This window comes from Paenibacillus shunpengii, assembly GCF_042684905.1.
Taxonomy (GTDB): Bacteria; Bacillota; Bacilli; order Paenibacillales; family Paenibacillaceae; genus Paenibacillus; species Paenibacillus shunpengii.
The window spans coordinates 684718-704461 of record NZ_JBHUMJ010000002.1; the positions used below are offsets into that span (position 1 = coordinate 684718).

Below are 19744 nucleotides of genomic sequence, written 5' to 3' on the forward strand. Positions count from 1 at the left end.
CTAATGGGGGTAACCGTTAAAGAAATATTGCAATTGCCCTCCTTCCGAGGGGCGAAGGTGCTGACCGGACACAGTAATGTGGAACGGACCGTTTCCTCCTTGTCTGTACTGGAGGTGTCGAATGCTGACTTCTCCTCACAGATCGTAAATTCCGTTCAGAAGGAATGGTATGCAGAGGAGCTTGTAATTAGCTCCTTATTCTCTATTAAAGACAGTATCGAGAAGCAGTGTGAAACGATTCAGTACCTGCATGACCTTGGAGAGGTCGGATTGATTCTATATTATGTCGGCATTGTTATTCCGGAGATATCGGTTGAACTGTTGAAGTTCGCAGAATCCCGTAATTTCATGATTATCTGTATGCCGGAGAACGATTATACATTGCGGTATAACGAAGTCATCTATGAAGTGATGGAAGCGGTTGTACTAAGCCAGCAGACGATCAACGATAATTTTGTGAATGAGTCGCTAGAGAAGGTATCACTGCTGCCAGAGCATTCCCGCAGTGTGGAAATGACGCTGAAGCTGTTATCCGACCGGCTGAAGGCCAACCTGGTACTGACGAGCAGTAGTTTGGATATGATCAACCGGGTCATGTGGCCCCGTAACTCAACCCTTGACGTCTCGCGGATGATTCGGGAATACGCACCTCAGCTGACCCATGGCAGAATAAAGGCAGAAGAAGTGGAATCTGCCGGCTATATTGAGCATCGAAGTGTTCATCAGAAGAACGGCGAGACACTGTTTCTTTTTGTGATCAAGGAAAATGCCAAATTACCGCCCAAAACGATAGACAAAATTGGTGAGGTCGTGCAGGTAGCGATCAATCTGTGGGGGGACAAGCATAACGAGGTCAGCGAATACGCGCTCGTCAAAGCGATCATTAATGATGAGAGCGAGAAGATGCGCAGACTGGCGCATCAGCTGCATATTGATGTGTCTGCTATTCAAATGATGTGGCTTGTGTCGGTTCAGGATTTATCGGAGGAAAAAAAGATCCGCGAGGAGCTTGAGGAATATCTCGCCCAATATTATAAGACGGCTGTGATCCAGACGATGGAGCATGGTATTGTCGTTCTCCTTGGAAATTGCTCATATAAATACAATGAATACGAAATTGCAGCGGAATATATGGAGGCAGCACGTTATTCCTCTTCGATCTCCAAGATCATCTACGCACCGAGAATGAAGAACACGACCGATGTGCGCCGGATGTATCAGCTCGTGAATCAGGTCGGCAAGAAGGTACACCTGATCTACAATCATCGCAAGCTGTATACGGCTGCGGAGATCCGCTCGATGAAGCGGGCGATTGACCTCAGCGTGCAGGGAGAAGAGGTAATCGAGGAGTGGCTGTCCGTCATTGCTCCTGTACTGGAGGATTCCGAATCAATCAGGACACTGACGACTTATCTGCTGGATGCGAAGGGGAATCTTGATGACTGTGCCAAGCTGCTCTATGTGCATAAAAATACGGTGAAGTATCGAATCAAGAAGATCAGTGAGCACATCGGTTACGACATTACGATGAACTCTGAATTTTATGATGTGTATCTTGCGTGCATGATTTATCGGTTAATCAACAGCTGAACTTCAATCCAATGAATCCGGGTTTTTGTCGAATTAGACAAAAATTCGGATTTTTCTTTTTATTTCTGAAAAAGACGGCGCACCCCTTCTTCTTTTACAATGAGAAAAATCAATTTGAAACAAAGAACGGAGGGGGAAGCGATGAAGAACGAAAAAGCAAATCAGTCCTGGTTCACGCTTGGCATCGTGTGGGCGGGTGCCATGATCAGCATTCCGGGACTTCTCGTCGGCAACACCCTGATTACAGGGATGAGCATGTCAAAGACTTTACTGGTTACTCTGGTGGGATATTCAATTATTGTCGCCATTATGATTCTGCAGGGCATTCAGAGCACGGATTTAGGTAAATCAACGGTTCAGGTGGCAAGCCAGGTATTTGGCAAAAAAGGGTCACGGACCGTTCTCTCCATTCTTCTCACCATTGCCTGTCTCGGCTGGTTTGGTATTCAGGCTAATGTGTGTGGGGCGGCGCTAGCCAATCTGCTGACGGAATTTGATGTGAATATGCCGGTTCCTGTCGCCTCCTTGATCAGCGGCCTCGTGATGGTCGTATCCGCGATGTATGGAATTAAGGTGCTGCGTGTACTAAGCTATATTGCTGTTCCTCTGCTGGTCGTGCTGTGCGTATATGGCCTCATTGAAGCACTGAATGGGGATACAATGCAGCTGATTGCCGATTACAGACCTGAGCAAAATATGGGCTTTATGGATGGACTGGCTGTAACGATTGGCTCCTTCGCCCTCGGGGCGGTAATTGCAGGGGATTATTCACAGTTCTCGAAGAAGCGTTCTGATGTATGGAAAGCAGCGATCTTCGGCATCATTCCGGCGGGTCTGCTCATGATCGGTGTAGGAGCTGTATTGACGCTGGCTTATCAGACCAATGATGTCACGGCGGTATTTCTCAGCATCGCTACTCCGTTTATCGGCGGAGTTGTCCTAATTCTGGCTGCCTGGAAGACCAATATGGTCAATGCCATTTCCGGCGGATTTGCACTAACTAATGTCTTTAATGTTTCGAAAGAAAAAGAAAAGTGGGCGGTTGGACTGGCCGGATTGATTGGAACACTGCTCGCGGTTATCGGCATCCTGGATTATTTTACGCCTGTCATGTCGGTCTTGTCCGCGATGGTACCGCCTGTAGCCGGGGTGATGATTGCTTCCTACTGGGTGATGAACCGAGGGGATAAGAACAGCTGGAAGGAGACCGAGGGAGTCAATCTCCTCGGCGTATACTCCTGGCTCATTGGCTCGGTAATTGCCTGTATTCCGGTCCTGTTGTCACTCTTCCCGAGCTTGCCGCAGGTATCTAATCAGCCGCTGATCGGCATCGTGATTTCATTTGTTATCTATGTCATTGGATATCGTCTAACCGCTTCAAAGTCTGTCGTACTGGAGGATTAATAAAATGAGATATTTAGATAAAGCTGCGATTGAACATATTGCGATTGGCGCTGCGTTTCTTGGAACAGGCGGCGGGGGTGACCCTTATATCGGCAAACTTATGGCCATATCAGCAATTGAGAAGAATGGACCTGTTCAACTGGTTACGGTTGATGAAATAGAGGATGAAGACTTCTTTATTCCTACGGCAATGATGGGAGCGCCATCGGTCTCGTCTGAAAAGTTCCCCAATGGAGAGGAATTCGTTAAAGTCTTTCAGAAGCTCTCCCAGTACCTGGGCAAGGACAAGATTGCAGGTACTTATCCGATGGAAGCGGGCGGCGTTAACTCGATGATTCCGATTGTCGTTGCAGCCCAGCTGGGTCTGCCTCTGGTCGATTGTGACGGAATGGGCAGAGCCTTCCCCGAGCTGCAGATGGTGACCTTCAACCTGGACGGAATTTCAGCGACGCCAATGGCGATTACGGATGAGAAGGGAAACATCGGTATTTTTGAAACAATCAACAATCGCTGGACCGAGCGTCTTGCGCGGACGGCCACAGTCGAGATGGGGGCAAGCTCACTCGTGAGCCTCTACCCGACGACGGGCTTGCAGATGAAGCAAAGCGGGGTTCATCATATCGTGACGCTCTCTGAGAAGATCGGCCAGATTATAGCGTCCAAACACAAGGATGCCAAGGACAAGCTCAGCGAGCTGCTGACTTTAGTATCGGGATATGAGCTGTTCCAGGGTAAGATTGTTGACGTCATTCGGGAAACCAAGGGAGGCTTCAACCTCGGACGAATAAATCTGGAGGGGATTGAAGCGCATAAAGATGGAATGATGAAGATCCATTTCCAGAATGAGAATCTTATTGCCGAGAAGGATGATGAGGTCATCGCGATGACACCGGATCTCCTGTGCCTGGTGGACTATGAGACGCTGTCTCCAGTAACCACAGAAAGCCTGAAATATGGGAAGCGTGTGCGGGTAATTGGACTTCCATGTGATCATAAATGGAGAACGAAGAAGGGGATCGAAACAGCAGGACCAAGATACTTTGGCTATGACTACGATTATGTCCCAATTGAGGAACTAGTGAACAAGGCGGTGAAGGACCATGTATAGAATCGGAATTGATGTGGGTGGAACGAATACGGATGCCATTTTGCTGGATGAGCATAATCAGCTTCTTCATGCGGTGAAATCTCCGACAAGCCTCGATATCGGATCAGGGATCGAAGCGTCACTCAGAAGCCTGCTTGCAGAGGCGGGGATCGACAAGACCCAAATTACTCATGCAATGCTGGGTACGACGCAGTGTACCAATGCAATTGTAGAGCGCAAGAAACTGGCCAAGGTTGGTGTCATCCGCTTGGGTTATCCAGCGACTGCCTCCGTTCCTCCTTATACGGCCTGGCCGCAGGATATGATGGAGGAGCTGTCCGGCCTGTATGCTCTCGCTCACGGCGGTTATGAGTATGACGGACAGGTGCTGGGAGAGGTTGACGAAGCAGAAATTGCAGCACTTCTAAGGGAATGGCAGGATAAAGTTGAAGCGATTGCGGTTATTGGCGTATTTTCTTCTATTAAGAATGATCAGGAGCTGCAGGTGCGGGACCTCATTCACAAGGCTTATGGAGACGCCTTCCCGGTATCCTGTTCTTCCTTGATCGGCTCCGTAGGACTCATTGAGCGTGAGAATGCAGCGATTCTGAACGCTGCCTTGTGTAAGGTTATTAAGACGACCACAGAAGGATTTGTCCATGCTCTGGCGGAGGAGGGGATTACTTCTGCACAAGTGTTCTTGTGTCAAAATGACGGAACTCTCATGTCCATAGACTATGCGAAGCAGTTCCCTATCCTTACGATTGCCTGCGGACCGACGAACAGCATACGAGGCGCTTCCTATCTGGCGCAGATCAAGGACACGATGGTGCTGGATGTGGGAGGAACAACTTCGGATATCGGAGTATTGCAGGACGGATTCCCAAGAGAATCCTCCGTAGCGGTAGAAGTTGGCGATATTCGGACGAACTTCCGGATGCCGGACATCATCTCTGTTGGGCTCGGCGGCGGAAGCATTGTTCGTGTCAATGAGAGCGGCAAGATTACGGTGGGACCCGACAGTGTCGGTTACCGGATTGGAGAAGAAGCGCTTGTCTTTGGCGGCAAGACGCTGACGACGACAGATATTGCTGTACGGCTGGGGCTGGCCGACGTTGGCGATCCATCGCTTGTCGCTCACCTTGATGAGGGCTTTGCGAGATCGGTTCAAGCCGAAATCTCCCTCATTCTGGAGCAGGCAATTGATAAGATGAAGACCTCCTCTGACGATGTAAGACTTGTGCTTGTCGGCGGCGGCAGTATTATTGTCCCGGACAGCATCCGCGGTGTAGCAAGCATGATCAAGGTGCCGAATGGCGGTGTTGCCAATGCGATTGGAGCATCGATTGCCCAGATCAGCGGTCAGTACGAGCAGATCTATATTTATTCAAGAGAGCCGCGCGAGTCTTCGCTTCAGGATGCCCGGGAGAAAGCAGTGAAGCAGGCGGTGCTTGCAGGAGCTGCAGAGGATACGATTGAATTGGTTGAAGTGGAGGAAACGCCGCTGGCTTATCACCCTGAGAATGCAACAAGACTCCGAGTGAAAGTCGTAGGTCAGATGAGATAAGATAAGAGAGGTTTCTATGTGGAAGGGTATGACTTTCCGTAGAAGCCTCTTTTTTATGTAATTATATGCATAAGGTAGTGAGTGTGAGATTTCATTAAATAGAGCTGATTCATAACGCTTTCATCGCCGTCATTGGTCATAAATGAATCTATACGGCATTAAGTTGAGAGAATTGAATTTTACAGCGATTGCACGGAGGATTTATTCTTATCAAGCGAATATCATTTATGAATTCGCAAACTGCTGGGCAATCTATTACATAAAAATGGCGGTGAACACCATTGTATAACTTGAAACGGATATTAATCGGTCGTCCATTGAAATCGCATGAAGCCGGAGAGCAGAAGCTCAATAAGAAGAAGGCTCTCGCCATATTGTCCTCTGATGCGTTATCTTCTGTAGCTTACGGCCCGGAGCAGATCTTATTAGTTCTCGTTACCGTCAGTACGCTGGCTTTCTGGTATTCCATCCCGATTGCGGTAGGGGTCTTGATTCTGCTCGCTGCACTTATTTTGTCGTATCGTCAGATTATTTTTGCTTATCCGCACGGCGGCGGGGCTTATGTCGTGTCCAAGAGCAATCTGGGCACGTATCCCGGTCTTATTGCGGGCGGATCGCTGCTTGTTGATTACATCTTGACTGTCGCGGTAAGTGTGTCAGCAGGTACGGATGCGATCACCTCTGCTGTCCCGGCGCTGCATGCTTATAAAGTATGGATCGCCGTGCTGTTCGTCCTGATCTTGACCGTGCTGAATTTGAGAGGTGTTACAGAATCAGCCTCCGTGCTTGCTTATCCGGTGTACCTGTTTGTCATCGCCCTCTTCATTCTGATTGGGGTTGGGTTGTTTAACATCGTAACCGGAAAAGTCTCACCTGAGCTGCATACGCCAATCGGAACCCCTGTAGCGGGGATCAGCTTGTTCTTGCTGCTAAGGGCGTTCTCATCAGGATGTTCTGCATTGACCGGGGTTGAAGCAATTTCGAACGCGATACCGAATTTCAAAGATCCGGCACCCTCTAATGCGGCCAAGACCCTAATGGCAATGGGAACGCTGCTGGCTATTCTGTTCTCGGGAATTATAATTCTTGCTTATTATTACGGCATTCGTCCCTTGGCAGAGGTAACGGTGGTGTCCCAGATTGCGGAGCATACCTTCGGGCGTAATCTGATCTATTACTTCATTCAGGGAACGACGGCTTTAATTTTGATATTGGCGGCCAACACCGGCTATTCCGCGTTTCCGCTGCTTGCGGTCAATTTGGCAAAGGACAAATTTATTCCCCGGATGTTTACCGTCAGGGGAGATCGATTAGGGTATTCGAACGGTATCATTATCCTTGGACTGCTGTCTATCGTATTAATTATCGTATTTGGGGCAAATACAGAGGGGCTCATCCCGCTCTATGCTGTTGGTGTATTCATTCCCTTCACCTTGTCTCAGACCGGCATGATGGTCAAATGGATCCGGGAGAAGCCGCCGGGCTGGGGAGGCAAGCTGACGATCAACACCATTGGTGCTCTCATCAGTTTTGTCGTAGTGCTGGTATTCTTTATGACGAAATTTTCTCAGGTATGGCCTGTTCTGATCTTTTTGCCGGTCATGCTGTTTATATTTTATCAAATCCGGAAGCACTATGATGCGACTGCAGAGCAGCTGAGACTGTCTACCTGTGAGCCCGCTATGCACGTGGAAGGGAATGTCATTATTCTGCCAGTTGCAGGCATTACCCATGTCGTAGAGAATTCGCTTAATTATGCCAAGGCATTGTCAGCTCATCAGATTATTGCTGTGTATGTATCGTTTGACAGAGAAGATGAGGCGGCGTTTGAGAAAAAGTGGAAGGAGTGGCAGCCTGACATTCGGCTGGTTACACTGTACTCTCCATATCGAAGTATTATCAATCCGCTCTCGAAGTTTATTGATATCATTCAGCACAAGGCAAAAGAAACAAACTACGAGGTCACTGTTATTATACCGCAATTTATTCCGAAAAAAGGATGGCAGCATGCGCTGCACAATCAATCGAGTCTCATGATCCGCACTTATCTGCTGTATCGGAAGAATGTCGTTGTTGCAACGGTTCCTTATCATCTGAAAAAATAAAGAGGGTTAGAATGCATTCGTGTATTGGGCAGGAATTAATCTCGATAATCCTTTATACTAGAAGGGTATGGGCATTTGAGACCCAATTCAGATATATAGAAAGAAGGATCAATCAATGGAGCAGCAGCGCGTTTTTGGAGATTTTCACTCCATTTTAGATGAAGGTAAAGTGTGGAAGATTGGAGGATTCGCCCTTCCGGACGGAACGTTCTGGGAGTACAGGGAGCCGGATGCGGTGGTCATCGTACGGAACGGAATATTATATGTACGGGCACCACTGAGCCGCCAGCATGACCAGGTTCAGATCCTCGATAATGCGAAGCATATGTATTATTCTGCTGAGGAAGTTGAAGTGCCGGAATCCGGTGAAGTCACATTTGAGCTGCAGATTCGTGCGCGTACAAGAGGAACGGTTCCGGGAGACTTTTATGATGGCTATGTATCCTTGAATCTGCTCGATTTCAGCACTGGTGCAGCACTCGACTTTTTTGCGAACAATGAGCAGTTCTGCAGTGTATATGCGATTCTTCCGTTCCCGGGCGTGAAGGTGCCTGAATCGGACAAGACCCGTTACTTCAGCATTTTTAAAGAGGATGACGCTCACTTTAAGCCTCAAGAGTTCAACACGTATACCATTACGTATAACCGTGCTAATGATGAAGCTGTATTCCTGGTCAATGGTCACGAGGTTCGCCGCGAAACGGGCATTCCGGTCAAAATGAACAAATTTACGATTGCGCTCGGCATTATGACAGAGAAGGATTTGTCTCCGGAAGGCAGCGTATCTGTTCATGGACAGACTGTTATCGCCGAGTATTCTCCAGTGACCGTAACGATTAAGGAATAGACAGCGTGAGTTCCATATCGTAACCTCTTTAACAGCCTTTGTTCCTTTGGAACGAAAGGCTGTTTTATTTTTAGCGGGCATATGTAGTACAGGTTGTACGATCTGACCCCAGGCAAAATAAGCAAGGATAATATAATGTTTGAATTATACCCCTATAGGGTATATTATAAATGCATCAAAGACATTAGACGAGGTGAATGAAATATGAAAAAACAACTGGCACTAATCGGAATTACAGCCATGCTCATCATGAGCGGATGCGGCAATACTGGCGACAGCAATTCAAACGATGCTGCAGACACAGCGGCGCACCAAGATCATTCGGCCATGAATCATTCTTCGTCAGGTGACGTTCCTGAAGGTTTAAAGGAAGCGTCAAATCCGAAATATAAAGTAGGGGAAACGGCACAGATCACTACAGACCACATGTCAGGCATGAAGGGAGCAGAAGCTACCATAACCGGAGCGTTTGACACGACCGTTTATACGGTTTCATATACACCTGTTAACGGTGGAGAGCAAGTAACGGATCATAAGTGGGTCATCCATGAAGAAATCCAGGATGCGGGCAGCGAACCGTTTACACCAGGCAGCGAGGTCGTGCTGCTCGCCGATCATATGGAAGGGATGAAAGGGGCAGAGGCCACGATCGATACGGCTAAGCAAACCACCGTATATATGGTTGATTTTACTCCAACTACGGACGGTGAGCCTGTCACAAACCATAAATGGGTCACGGAAGAAGAACTGGCTGCAATGTAAATTTACCGGTTTAATGATGTTCCGACAAATGCCTGCGATACAGGACATACTCCTGATGCGCAGGCATTTCTAATATTCTCACCTGAATAACTTCACAGTTACACGGGGAAATCTATTAGGGACAAATATATCTAATGAAGGAGCCATGAAGCAATAATGGATACACTCGAACCGGCACTGCCAGAAGCGATGAAAAATCAATTAAATAATCAGCTGCATCTGCTGATGGATGGCATCCATCGTGTGCTTGGCACCATAGAGGAGAATCAGTGCTGTATTCTGAATCAATTCGAGCAGATGAACCAGCAGTTCCGGGCTATTCATACCATTGCTGCCTCTTACTACTTACGAACTTATCTTGAGCCGTTTACTGATCATTATGCGACGCTGGCAACAACTGTGCAGCATTTATCAGAGCGAAGACATGGAGCGCTCATTGCCATTCGAAGAAAGGACGAGATCAAACCGTTTGTCCATTCTGGCATTCCGATCAATGCGATTCTTTCCTTCTCACTGATGGAGTCTATATTTTACCCGGGGAATCCACTGCATGACGGCGGGGTGGTTGTGGATAAGAATGTGATTCTCTCCGCAGGCAATATTTATCCTACCGCACAGTTTTATGAAGGCGAGGAGATGCTGGGCACACGTCATCGCGCGGCCATTGGACTGACCGAACGAACGGACTGTCTTGTACTGGTCGTTTCCGAGGAGACAGGGCGTGTGTCCTTTGCTATTCAGGGTAAGCTCTATCCGGTTCAGCCGAGCGGCTTGCTGTAGCAGGAGAAACTGCTGTATGCTGTGCGATTGGTTTTGCCATAATGGGCTTGACAACATATCAGTTTAGTTATAAACTAATAAACATAGTAGCAGAGAAACAAAACCTTGCTTCATAAGAAATTATCTTAATTTTAAAATACTTTATTTAGATTATTTTCAAAAATCTCATTTATTGAGTGAGGAATTTGATCCCTGTTTAACATATTTAACTAAGGAGATGACATGATGAATCATTTAAAAGGAATCCATCACGTAACGGCAATCACCAGCAATGCGGAGAAGAACTATGAGTTCTTCACTTATGTTCTCGGCATGCGTCTCGTCAAGAAGACGGTTAACCAGGACGATATCCAGACCTATCATTTGTTCTTCGCAGATGACAAGGGGAGTGCGGGAACGGACATGACATTCTTCGATTTTCCCGGCATTCCGCAAGGCAAGCATGGTAATGATGAAATTTACAAGTCTTCATTCCGGGTGCCGAGCGATGCAGCGATTGATTATTGGGTCAAGCGGTTTGACCGCCTTGGTGTCAAGCATACCGGGGTGAAAGAACAATTCGGTAAGAAAACATTGTCTTTTGTTGATTTTGATGATCAGCAGTACCAGCTGATTTCGGATGAGTATAATAAGGGAGTGGCATCGGGAACACCTTGGCAGAATGGACCCATTCCTCTTGAGTATGCCATTACGGGTCTCGGACCGATCTATATTCGTCATGCCCAGTTCGATTACATTAAAGAATTGATGGAGCGGGTACTCTTATTCAAGGAAATTGCTGCTGAAGGCTCACTACATTTATTCGAGGTGGGTGAAGGAGGCAACGGAGCACAGGTTGTCGTTGAACATAATACGATACTTCCGCCCGCACGCCAAGGGTACGGAACCGTTCATCATGCTGCATTCCGCGTAGAGAACCGTGCCGTGCTTGAAGAATGGATTGAGCGGATGTCGAGCTTTGGATTTACAACCTCAGGTTATGTGGATCGGCATTTCTTCGAATCGTTATATGCAAGAGTAACACCGCAGATTCTATTTGAATTTGCAACAGACGGTCCTGGCTTCATGGGAGATGAACCTTACGAGACATTGGGAGAGAAGCTGTCCTTGCCACCATTCCTTGAGCCGCACCGTGAACAAATTGAGCAAGATGTACGTCCGATTAACACGATGCGAAGCGACCGTGTAATTGACAAGGAATATGAGTAACGATCGTTAACGGATACTAGCTATATAAATAATGATGCCTTTCTATAGATGCCTCTTTCCTTTATCAAAGGAAGGGGGCTTTCTTCTTGTTTATATTCACTAATAATCGTCCCGTAAGGGTTCCCTGATACAGCATGTACTTATTTTCTATCCATTTGCATATATAACGAGTAGAGGAATCCTTGAGTGTTATTTCATTGATTCATATCCTTCAGCGAGATAGGGGGCGGCCCTTAGTGGAATGGAGCGCAATATGGGAATTGATTGACCCGAGACTTGTCGGCGTCGTGGCGGCATGCTGGGTGGTAGGATATATTCTGAAGTCAACACCATCCTTTCCAGATTGGACGATTGTGTATGTCGTTGTCGTCGTAGCCGTCGGTTTGAGTGTATGGATACTCGGTCTTTCGCCTGATTCTGTCATACAAGGTATTCTTGCAGGCGCATTTTCGGTATACGGACACCAGGTGGTGAAGCAGACAAGAAGTGCCAGAAGTGGCTCTGGCTCTGGTGAGAACGAGTAGCAAATAGCAGATGGCGAATGTCTACGCAAGCAGCAAACAAGGGACTATATATAAATATGTAATCTTGCTCCAGCTGGACATCGATAGAAAAAGCCGCAGTGATCTAGGAAGACCTAGTTCACTGCGGCTTTATGCTGTTAGCCTACTTCAAATCTTCGATGGAATCGATATCCATGTAAGCAGGTACGGTAAGACCTGTCTTGGCACCTTCCAGGTTGACACCCAGATCATCAATTTGATCCTTGTATTTCTCCACATAAGCAGCGGATGTTACCGGCAGCCAAGCGGCAAGGGATGCATCTACATCTCCGCTGGCTACACCCTGCCACATGGGTCCCATTTCCACCTGAAGTGAAGTGACATTATATCCGAGCTTCTCGGACAGAATGTAATCGGCGAGGTTGGTACTCGCAATTTCAGAATCCCAAGCTACATAACTGAGCTTGATGGAATCACCGCTGACCGGTGATAGCCCGCTGATCCATTCGTCTACTTTATCTGGATGAGCTTCAGCCCATTCCGCTGCAGCCTCCTCCGCAGAAGCACCATCTTGAATGGCAATCATGATTTCACCCATATCCTCAGGAGTCCATTGGAACCGATCCAGAAACTCATAGGCGGTCGGATGGTCTTCTTGAAGACCTTTACGTGCAACAGTATGAATTTCTTCGGCTTCACCGTAAGACTTCTTCGGATCTTCCAAGTACTTCAGATCATATTTATTAAACATCCAGTGAGGTGTCCAGCCAGTTATAATAATCGGCTGTTCATTCTGGATTGCTCTCTCCAGCATGGCAGTCATAGCGGAACCAGAGCCTTCGACAAGGGTCCAATCGGTCAGCTCATAATCTTCAATGGCTTTATTAGTGGATGCCATAATGCCGGCACCAGGGTCAATTCCGATAATCTCATAATTTACTTCTTCACCAACACTGCCGCTGGCGGCAGTTCCGCCTGTATTCGATCCGCCCACAAAATATTGAGAGAATCCTGCAATCAGTACAATAGCTGCTGCAGCCGAACCGATCCAGATCCGCTGCTTGGAAGTAAGGCGGCTCTTCTTCTTTTGTCCCGGCTTGCCGACGAGGTTCTGTGTAAATCGGTCAAGCACAATAGCAAGAACGACGACAACAAGTCCAGCCTCAAAGCCCTTACCGATTTGAAGCTGTCCTACTGCACGGTATACTTCTGCACCAATCCCTTGCGCACCGATCATGGAAGCAATAACGACCATGGACAGTGACAGCATAATGGTCTGGTTCACACCGCTCATCAGCGTAGGCATGGCAAGCGGGAGCTGTACCTTGAACAGCTTCTGGCTAGATGTAGATCCGAATGCATCTGCAGCCTCAACCAGCTCTTTTGATACCTGACGAATCCCGAGATGGGTCATCCGAATGGTAGGCGGTATAGAGAAGATAACAGAAGCAATAACACCCGGTACAACGCCTAGACTGAAGAAGGTTACTGCCGGAAGCAGGTATACAAAGGCAGGCATCGTCTGCATCAGGTCAAGAATCGGTGTGACGATACGCTCTATAGAACGGCTGTATGCAGACAAAATCCCAAGGGGTACACCGATTACAATAGATATAATACCCGAGGTGACAACAAGCCCAAGTGTATCCATGGACTGAGGCCAGTATCCCAAGTTATAAATAAGCAGGAAGCCGAGTACTGTAAACAGGGCGAGCTTCCATTTACCTAGCAAGTAAGCAATGACTCCTATGATGATGATAAAAAGAATAGGGTGTGGAAGCATAAACAGCCCTGAGAAAAATCCAACGACGCTCTCAATCACGGTTGAAATGAGACGGAAGAATCCGGCAATGGATACATTCAGCCAATCAACAATGGCATCAATCCATTCCGCAATAGGTAACTTAGGCATTTATAGATTCCTCCTTCGTTGCAGATACTTCTCCACCAAGCGCTCCGAGGAGTGCTCCTCTCACAATAACGCCTTCCAGTCTTCCATTCTCATTAACGACGGCAAGGGGAACCTTCGCAGAGCTCGTAATTTCGAACAGTTCATTCATAAGCGTTTCCGGCGGTACTTGAGGACCATCGGTGATTAGAATATCCTGAATGGTTTGTCCATCCTTAGAAGCACGTGCAGCGTCTTCAGCAGTAATAACGCCGAGCAGCTTCTTCGAACGGTCAATAACGAATAAGTTCGAGATCCCTCTTTCACGCATGAGCTCAAGAGCAACACGAGGTCCACGATCCAGAGTAATGGTCTCTGGTCTGCGCATAACATGAGCAGCAGTCAGAACCTTCGACAGATCCACATCCTCCACAAATCGTGCGACGAACGAGTTCGCTGGCTGAATCATGATTTCTTCCGGTGTTCCAATCTGTTCTACTGCACCGTCTTTCATCAGTGCAATTCGGTCCCCGATACGGAGCGCTTCATCCAGATCATGTGTAATGAAGACAATGGTTTTCTTCATCCGATCCTGCAGCTCGAGCAGCTCGTCCTGCATATCACGGCGGATCAGAGGGTCAAGCGCACTGAAGGCTTCATCCATGAGCATGACTTCAGGATCATTGGCCAGTGCTCTGGCGAGACCCACACGCTGCTGCATACCACCACTCAGCTCACTTGGCAGCTTGTCTTCCCAGCCTTTGAGGCCGACAAGCGCCAAAGCTTCTTTGGCTTTTTCGGTACGAACGGATTTATCCACTTTTTGAATTTCAAGTCCATATTCTACGTTATCCAGCACGGTACGGTGCGGCAGAAGCGCAAAGCTCTGGAACACCATGCTGATTGTTTTTCTTCTCACTTCACGGAGCTGTTCTTTGTTCATCTTGCGAAGATCCTTGCCATGAACAAGAATTTCACCGGAGGTGGGTTCAATCAAGCGATTTAGCATTCGCACTAGAGTAGACTTTCCGCTTCCGGACAAGCCCATAATCACAAAGATTTCTCCCTGCTTAATTTCCATATTGACTTGGTTCACACCAACAGTGATTCCTTTTTCTGTGGCCAGCCGTTTCTTGTCCCAGCCTTGACTGAGCAGCTTTGCGCCCTCGCTTGCGCCGGGACCAAACAGCTTGCTGACGTTTCTGACTTCCAGAATGGTCATAGGTACACTCCTTTATTTTTAGCTTGCAGAGCGGATATACACGCTGTGAAGCTTGTTTTCTGAACATAAGCCTTTGCCAGTGTAACAAATAAAATGTATAATTTCAAACGAACATTCAGAACGTAAAGTATGTACAGAAAAAACTGTACGATGTTAGAAGTGCTGTCACATCAAGGTTTAATGTTGTTTTTTGATGTCAATCTAGGGCTGTCGTTTCTTTACTTTTAGTGATGCTTTTTCTAAAATAGATCATGTTATGTTTAGGTGCCTATATTTTGTCCTGAATGGATTCAGTTTATGTCGGTGAGAGAATAAGACCTCTTATCTTGACTCTTTTTAATACCTGACGATTTAGAATGGGAGGTTGCAAGCATGAGCTTGGACCAATTAAATGAACAGCAGCAAGACAAACTAATGAATATTCGCAAGCGCGTAATCCAAACCGTTGGTAAAAATATGGACTTGTATGGACTCAGCTCCTCTTCCGGACATTTATATGGACTGCTTTTTTTTGCCGATAAGCCGATGACGCTGGATGATATGGGACGAGAGATGGAAATGAGCAAGACCAGCATGAGTACAGGCGTACGTAATCTCCTTGATATGAAGATGGTGAATAAGGTATGGAGCAAGGGGTCCCGTAAAGATCAATATGAGGTTGAATACGACTGGCATCAGACGTTTACGGACTATTTTGCGATCAAATGGAGAAAAGCGGCGGAGAGTAATCTGCTTTCTTTCAAGAAGGCCATTGAAGAGATTGAGCGTATGCTCAGAGCGCATCAGGATGACGAACCTCTGAAGGAGGTCCTTATTCAGGATATGGAGAAGATGAAGGCAGCTGTGGCTTATTACAAGTGGCTGAATCGTCTCATTGATACGATGGAATCGGAAAAAATCTTTGAACTGGTTCCTAAGGAAGAAGATCTTAAGTAGCAGCAGCACAGCATACGCAGAGCCCTCAGGGGCTCTTTTTTTTGATGGATTCTTTCCCCTCTAACCAAGGATTTCATCGCTTTAAAAATATGTTTGTCATGCTTGTCAGGCCAGTCTGCATAAATCGAACAAGTCCCTCATAAACATGTATCAATCAGTTGAAATCAGTGTTAAAGGGGATGATGTCATGCGCCGGATATCATGGGTTCTAGCCATGGTTCTGTGCTTTTCGGGTCTGCTTGCGGCTTGTGGACCAAAGGATGCAGATTCAGTAGTAAAGGATTTGAACGAAGTCGTGGGTGGTCTTGAGAGTTATCAGGGATCAGGTGTAATGACTCTCTATTCAGGAGATGCGCCTCAGGAGTACAAAGTTGAAGTATGGCACCAAAAGCCTTCGTATTACCGTATTGCGCTGACAAATGCCAAGAAGGACATCACTCAGATCGTCCTGCGTAATGATGATGGTGTATTCGTTCTCACACCTAGTCTGAACAAGAGCTTCCGCTTCCAAAGCGACTGGCCGGATAACCAGGGTCAAGTGTATCTGTATGAAACACTGGTTCGCAGCATTATTGGAGACAACACGCGTCAGTTTGTCGATGAGGAAGAAAGCTATGTTTTTGATGTCGCTGCCAACTACAATACGCATTCCCTTGTACGCCAAAAAATTTGGCTGAACAAAGCGGACTATGCTCCGAAGCAGGTATCTGTATCGGATGCCAATGCGAAGGTCGTAGTGGATGTGAAGTTTGACAAATTTGAGTTTGGTACGAAATTCGAGAAAGAAGCCTTTGATATGCAGAAGAATATGTCTGCAAATGCAGGTCAAAGTCAAGCACCTGCCGAAGGTACGATTACCGAGCCTAGCGACAGCGAGAGCGGTGAAGCCGTTCCGCAAGTCAACGAGGAGGTTACAACTCCGGAAGACAATACAGGGGAGACAGACCCAGGAACCGAATCAGGAACTCCAGAGGCGAATGCCCCGGGTGCTGAGGTGAACAACGAACAAGCTCCTGCGAATGATGCAGCTGAGTCACCTGAAGCTACAGATGAAACAACGGGTGCTATCGATATTCCTGAGCTTGGAGACTTCGGCGTGATCGAGCCTACCTATCTGCCGGAAGGTGTCGATTTCAAAGGCGAGCCGACCATTATGGAGACAGAGGATGATTACGCAGTTATGCTTCGATTCGAAGGAACATATAATTATACCATTATAGAAGCAAGACCTCAGGACCGTGCATCCTCCTATGCGGTAACGAGCCCGGTCGATCTCGGATTCACAATTGGGATGATTACAACGGAACTGCCGAGAACGCTGACCTGGTTTGATGAGGGAATGGAATATAGAATTACGAGCGATGATCTGCCGGAATCCGAAATGGTGAAAATCGCTGCTTCAATGCAGGATCAAACGGGTAAATAATTAGGCAGCGTCTGCTTATTACTAAGAACCAAATCATTTTATATGTAATATAATAAATCAAGCCGTTATTTATGGATGTCTTCCGTAAAATAACGGCTGTTCGCCTCTTTGTGGAACGCTCCATCGGTCTGCTGGAAGAATGAGTAATGGAAATACTTTTAATTGTGCGAAAATAACTCCAGGATTTTTATCTGTGAAGGTATTGGGTATGTTATGAGTGTATCCTCTTTTTTAAAGGTTCCATAATTAGAAACACCTGTATTTGACAGCGGTCTCCCTGTTTTATACGATAAGACTTATTGCTGTAGTGGAAATGTAAATCAGGGAAGGTGACTGCGGGTGCAAGGACAGTATCGCCCGACCCAAGCTGAAATCAACTTGGATCATTTAAGACATAATGTGGATCGTTTTCGTAACGTATTGCCAGAAGGTGTGCTCTTCAGTGCATGTGTGAAGGCTAACGCCTATGGCCATGGAGCAGTGGAAATTGCAAAAGAGCTGGAACGGCTGGATGTGGACTATCTGAACGTTGCCTTTCTGGATGAAGCGCTTGAACTCAGACAGGCAGGTATTCGCTCGCCGATTCTGGTAATGGGATATACACCGCCGGAAGGTATTGAGGTTGCTTACAAGCACCAAATTACGGTTACAGTGTTTAGTGAAGAGGTGCTGCAGAGTATTGAAGCTCTCGAACCTTTCGCATTGGATGATCATCAGGATAACCTATTGAAGGTCCATCTCAAGATTGATAGTGGAATGGGACGATTAGGTGTCATCACAGCGGAAGATGCCGAGCATTATGCTCAGCGCTTGAAACGATTATCTTATGTCATGCTTGAAGGGGCATATACCCATTTTGCCAAGGCGGACGAAGAGGATAAAGCCTATACACTTATACAGTACCAACGATTTATGGATGTGGTGAGTGCACTGCGAAATCAGGGCTACAGCATCCCAATCATACATACGGGGAATAGTGCAGCTGCAATTGATACACCGACGCTGAGTCTGGACATGGTTCGGATAGGCATCAGCCTGTACGGATTATATCCGTCAGCCGAGGTTGATCATAATGCGGTTCACTTGCTCCCAGTGCTGACACTTACGACGAAGATTGTATACGTAAAAGAGGTTCCTGAACACTGGGGTATAAGTTATGGAACAAGATACTACTCGTCCAAGGACGAGAAGATTGGAACCTTGCCTATCGGATATGCAGACGGTTTCTCACGTATGCTCGGCGGTAAGGTAGAAGTATTAGTACGCGGACGCCGCGTTCCAGTCGTTGGTACGATCTGCATGGATCAGTGTATGGTGTCATTACAATCGTTAAATGAAGAACAGGAAGATATTAAAGCAGGTGAAGAGGTTGTTATCATCGGTCAGCAGATGGGCAGTACCATTAGTGCCGACGAACTGGCCTCCAAGCTGGGTACCATTAACTATGAAGTGATCTGTATGCTGGCGAATCGAATTCCGCGTGTGTACATGAGGTCCGGTCAAGTCATATCTCGAGTAAACTCTCTCTTATCCTAAAATTTTCCGGAAATTTTTCGCTTTTGAAAAGAGGATTTTCGTCTAATGTCCGCGAAAAGTGTAGTTATTCGCAAAATGGATGATGTACGTATCATATCATACCGTTTATAATGAGTAATGCATAGTTGATATACGCGGGGCATATATATCCTCTTGTATAAATTTCCTTAAATAACGTTATACTGGTTCACAGTGGCGTAAGGTTTTGTGTGGGGGTGGAAGAGAACTTGACCAATGTACAGAACACCAAACGGATTATGATTAGTTTGCCGGATCATCTCTTACAGGAAGTAGATGGTATTGTAGCAATGGAGAATTCGAACCGCAGTGAATTCATCAGGCAAGCCATGAAGCTGTATTTAAACGAACGGAAGAAGCGTTATATCCGGGAGTCGATGCAGCGCGGCTATATGGAAATGGCCAAGATTAATTTGACCATGGCTTCTGAAGCTTTTCACGCGGAGGATGATGCAGACAGCACTCTGGGCCGCTTAGTGAGCGGGGTGTAAACATTGATCGTTAAACGCGGCGACGTTTTTTTTGCGGATCTTTCACCCGTTGTCGGTTCCGAGCAAGGGGGAGTCAGACCGGTGCTTGTGATCCAGAATGATATTGGCAACCGCTTTAGTCCTACTTGTATCGTTGCGGCCATTACGGCTCAGATTCAGAAGGCGAAGCTGCCGACCCACGTGGAAATTGATGCAGAACTGCACGGTTTTGATCGGGATTCTGTTGTGTTGCTCGAACAGATTAGAACGATTGACAAACAGCGCCTAACTGACAAGATTACGCATCTGGATGATGATACGATGAAGCTTGTGGGTGAAGCTCTACAGATCAGTCTGGGATTAATTGATTTCTAATTACTGTTCGAGTGAAGAG

17 protein-coding genes are annotated in these 19744 nt (G+C 46.9%); 15 read left to right on the plus strand and 2 right to left on the minus strand.

Features of this window, described 5'->3' with window-relative positions; genetic code table 11:
- The first annotated feature begins 3 nt into the window (after positions 1-3).
- The 10 genes from ACFSVM_RS03025 to ACFSVM_RS03070 all read left to right on the plus strand — a co-directional run bounded on the left by ACFSVM_RS03025 (position 4) and on the right by ACFSVM_RS03070 (position 11875).
- Complete coding sequence (locus ACFSVM_RS03025) at positions 4-1590, plus strand: PucR family transcriptional regulator (protein ID WP_256209819.1); 1587 nt, start codon at positions 4-6, stop codon at positions 1588-1590.
- Positions 1591-1731: 141 nt separating this feature from the next.
- Positions 1732-2994, plus strand: a complete 1263-nt coding sequence (locus tag ACFSVM_RS03030) for a cytosine permease (protein ID WP_076311990.1) — start codon at positions 1732-1734, stop codon at positions 2992-2994.
- A 4-nt stretch (positions 2995-2998) separates the two neighbouring features.
- Positions 2999-4102: a DUF917 domain-containing protein gene (locus tag ACFSVM_RS03035; protein WP_076311989.1), complete on the plus strand. Its 1104-nt coding sequence runs from the start codon at positions 2999-3001 to the stop codon at positions 4100-4102.
- Positions 4095-5648, plus strand: coding sequence for a hydantoinase/oxoprolinase N-terminal domain-containing protein (locus tag ACFSVM_RS03040; protein ID WP_076311988.1), 1554 nt, complete (start codon positions 4095-4097; stop codon positions 5646-5648). Before ACFSVM_RS03035 ends, ACFSVM_RS03040 begins: the two co-directional genes overlap by 8 nt.
- A 281-nt stretch (positions 5649-5929) precedes the next feature.
- Positions 5930-7753 carry an APC family permease gene (locus tag ACFSVM_RS03045; RefSeq protein ID WP_090726036.1) on the plus strand — a complete coding sequence of 608 codons (1824 nt, stop codon included), beginning with the start codon at positions 5930-5932 and terminating at the stop codon, positions 7751-7753.
- 115 nt (positions 7754-7868) lie between these two features.
- Positions 7869-8600, plus strand: coding sequence for a DUF6081 family protein (locus tag ACFSVM_RS03050; RefSeq protein ID WP_076311986.1), 732 nt, complete (start codon positions 7869-7871; stop codon positions 8598-8600).
- 204 nt (positions 8601-8804) lie between these two features.
- Positions 8805-9362, plus strand: a complete 558-nt coding sequence (locus ACFSVM_RS03055; protein WP_379260346.1) for a YdhK family protein — start codon at positions 8805-8807, stop codon at positions 9360-9362.
- A gap of 156 nt (positions 9363-9518) precedes the next feature.
- The gene (cdaS, locus tag ACFSVM_RS03060; RefSeq protein WP_090726029.1) at positions 9519-10142 is read left to right on the plus strand and encodes a sporulation-specific diadenylate cyclase CdaS; all 624 of its coding nucleotides are present in this window, start codon (positions 9519-9521) and stop codon (positions 10140-10142) included.
- 225 nt (positions 10143-10367) lie between these two features.
- Positions 10368-11351: a ring-cleaving dioxygenase gene (locus ACFSVM_RS03065; protein WP_076311983.1), complete on the plus strand. Its 984-nt coding sequence runs from the start codon at positions 10368-10370 to the stop codon at positions 11349-11351.
- A gap of 236 nt (positions 11352-11587) precedes the next feature.
- Positions 11588-11875: a phage holin family protein gene (locus ACFSVM_RS03070; RefSeq protein ID WP_076311982.1), complete on the plus strand. Its 288-nt coding sequence runs from the start codon at positions 11588-11590 to the stop codon at positions 11873-11875.
- Positions 11876-12017: 142 nt separating this feature from the next.
- On the opposite strand, the gene ACFSVM_RS03075 is transcribed toward ACFSVM_RS03070, so the two are convergent.
- Together ACFSVM_RS03075 and ACFSVM_RS03080 are read right to left on the minus strand one after the other, a co-directional pair.
- Positions 12018-13766 (minus strand): glycine betaine ABC transporter substrate-binding protein, encoded by a 1749-nt coding sequence (locus ACFSVM_RS03075; RefSeq protein WP_076311981.1) that lies wholly within the window; start codon positions 13764-13766, stop codon positions 12018-12020.
- Positions 13759-14964 carry a quaternary amine ABC transporter ATP-binding protein gene (locus ACFSVM_RS03080; protein ID WP_076311980.1) on the minus strand — a complete coding sequence of 402 codons (1206 nt, stop codon included), beginning with the start codon at positions 14962-14964 and terminating at the stop codon, positions 13759-13761. Before ACFSVM_RS03080 ends, ACFSVM_RS03075 begins: the two co-directional genes overlap by 8 nt.
- A gap of 372 nt (positions 14965-15336) precedes the next feature.
- On the opposite strand from ACFSVM_RS03080, the gene ACFSVM_RS03085 reads away from it, so the two are divergent.
- The 5 genes from ACFSVM_RS03085 to ACFSVM_RS03105 all read left to right on the plus strand — a co-directional run bounded on the left by ACFSVM_RS03085 (position 15337) and on the right by ACFSVM_RS03105 (position 19725).
- Positions 15337-15900 carry a GbsR/MarR family transcriptional regulator gene (locus ACFSVM_RS03085; protein WP_076311979.1) on the plus strand — a complete coding sequence of 188 codons (564 nt, stop codon included), beginning with the start codon at positions 15337-15339 and terminating at the stop codon, positions 15898-15900.
- A gap of 187 nt (positions 15901-16087) precedes the next feature.
- Positions 16088-17326 (plus strand): DUF4367 domain-containing protein, encoded by a 1239-nt coding sequence (locus ACFSVM_RS03090; protein ID WP_379260350.1) that lies wholly within the window; start codon positions 16088-16090, stop codon positions 17324-17326.
- Between the two features lie 339 nt (positions 17327-17665).
- On the plus strand, positions 17666-18862 hold the full coding sequence (alr, locus tag ACFSVM_RS03095) for an alanine racemase (protein WP_076311977.1): 1197 nt from the start codon (positions 17666-17668) through the stop codon (positions 18860-18862).
- A gap of 227 nt (positions 18863-19089) precedes the next feature.
- Positions 19090-19371 carry a CopG family ribbon-helix-helix protein gene (locus tag ACFSVM_RS03100; RefSeq protein WP_047912143.1) on the plus strand — a complete coding sequence of 94 codons (282 nt, stop codon included), beginning with the start codon at positions 19090-19092 and terminating at the stop codon, positions 19369-19371.
- 3 nt (positions 19372-19374) lie between these two features.
- Positions 19375-19725, plus strand: coding sequence for a type II toxin-antitoxin system PemK/MazF family toxin (locus ACFSVM_RS03105; RefSeq protein ID WP_047912142.1), 351 nt, complete (start codon positions 19375-19377; stop codon positions 19723-19725).
- Positions 19726-19744 lie beyond the last annotated feature (19 nt).

What these genes read in the sequence shown, in the direction of transcription:
- ACFSVM_RS03080 (WP_076311980.1), bottom strand. Translation starts at nt 14,964, where the DNA reads ATGACCATTCTGGAAGTCAGAAACGTCAGCAAGCTGTTTGGTCCCGGC.
- ACFSVM_RS03075 (WP_076311981.1), bottom strand. Translation starts at nt 13,766, where the DNA reads ATGCCTAAGTTACCTATTGCGGAATGGATTGATGCCATTGTTGATTGG.
- ACFSVM_RS03030 (WP_076311990.1), top strand. Translation starts at nt 1,732, where the DNA reads ATGAAGAACGAAAAAGCAAATCAGTCCTGGTTCACGCTTGGCATCGTG.
- ACFSVM_RS03085 (WP_076311979.1), top strand. Translation starts at nt 15,337, where the DNA reads ATGAGCTTGGACCAATTAAATGAACAGCAGCAAGACAAACTAATGAAT.
- ACFSVM_RS03035 (WP_076311989.1), top strand. Translation starts at nt 2,999, where the DNA reads ATGAGATATTTAGATAAAGCTGCGATTGAACATATTGCGATTGGCGCT.
- ACFSVM_RS03040 (WP_076311988.1), top strand. Translation starts at nt 4,095, where the DNA reads ATGTATAGAATCGGAATTGATGTGGGTGGAACGAATACGGATGCCATT.
- ACFSVM_RS03090 (WP_379260350.1), top strand. Translation starts at nt 16,088, where the DNA reads ATGCGCCGGATATCATGGGTTCTAGCCATGGTTCTGTGCTTTTCGGGT.
- ACFSVM_RS03065 (WP_076311983.1), top strand. Translation starts at nt 10,368, where the DNA reads ATGAATCATTTAAAAGGAATCCATCACGTAACGGCAATCACCAGCAAT.
- cdaS (WP_090726029.1), top strand. Translation starts at nt 9,519, where the DNA reads ATGGATACACTCGAACCGGCACTGCCAGAAGCGATGAAAAATCAATTA.
- ACFSVM_RS03050 (WP_076311986.1), top strand. Translation starts at nt 7,869, where the DNA reads ATGGAGCAGCAGCGCGTTTTTGGAGATTTTCACTCCATTTTAGATGAA.
- ACFSVM_RS03055 (WP_379260346.1), top strand. Translation starts at nt 8,805, where the DNA reads ATGAAAAAACAACTGGCACTAATCGGAATTACAGCCATGCTCATCATG.
- ACFSVM_RS03025 (WP_256209819.1), top strand. Translation starts at nt 4, where the DNA reads ATGGGGGTAACCGTTAAAGAAATATTGCAATTGCCCTCCTTCCGAGGG.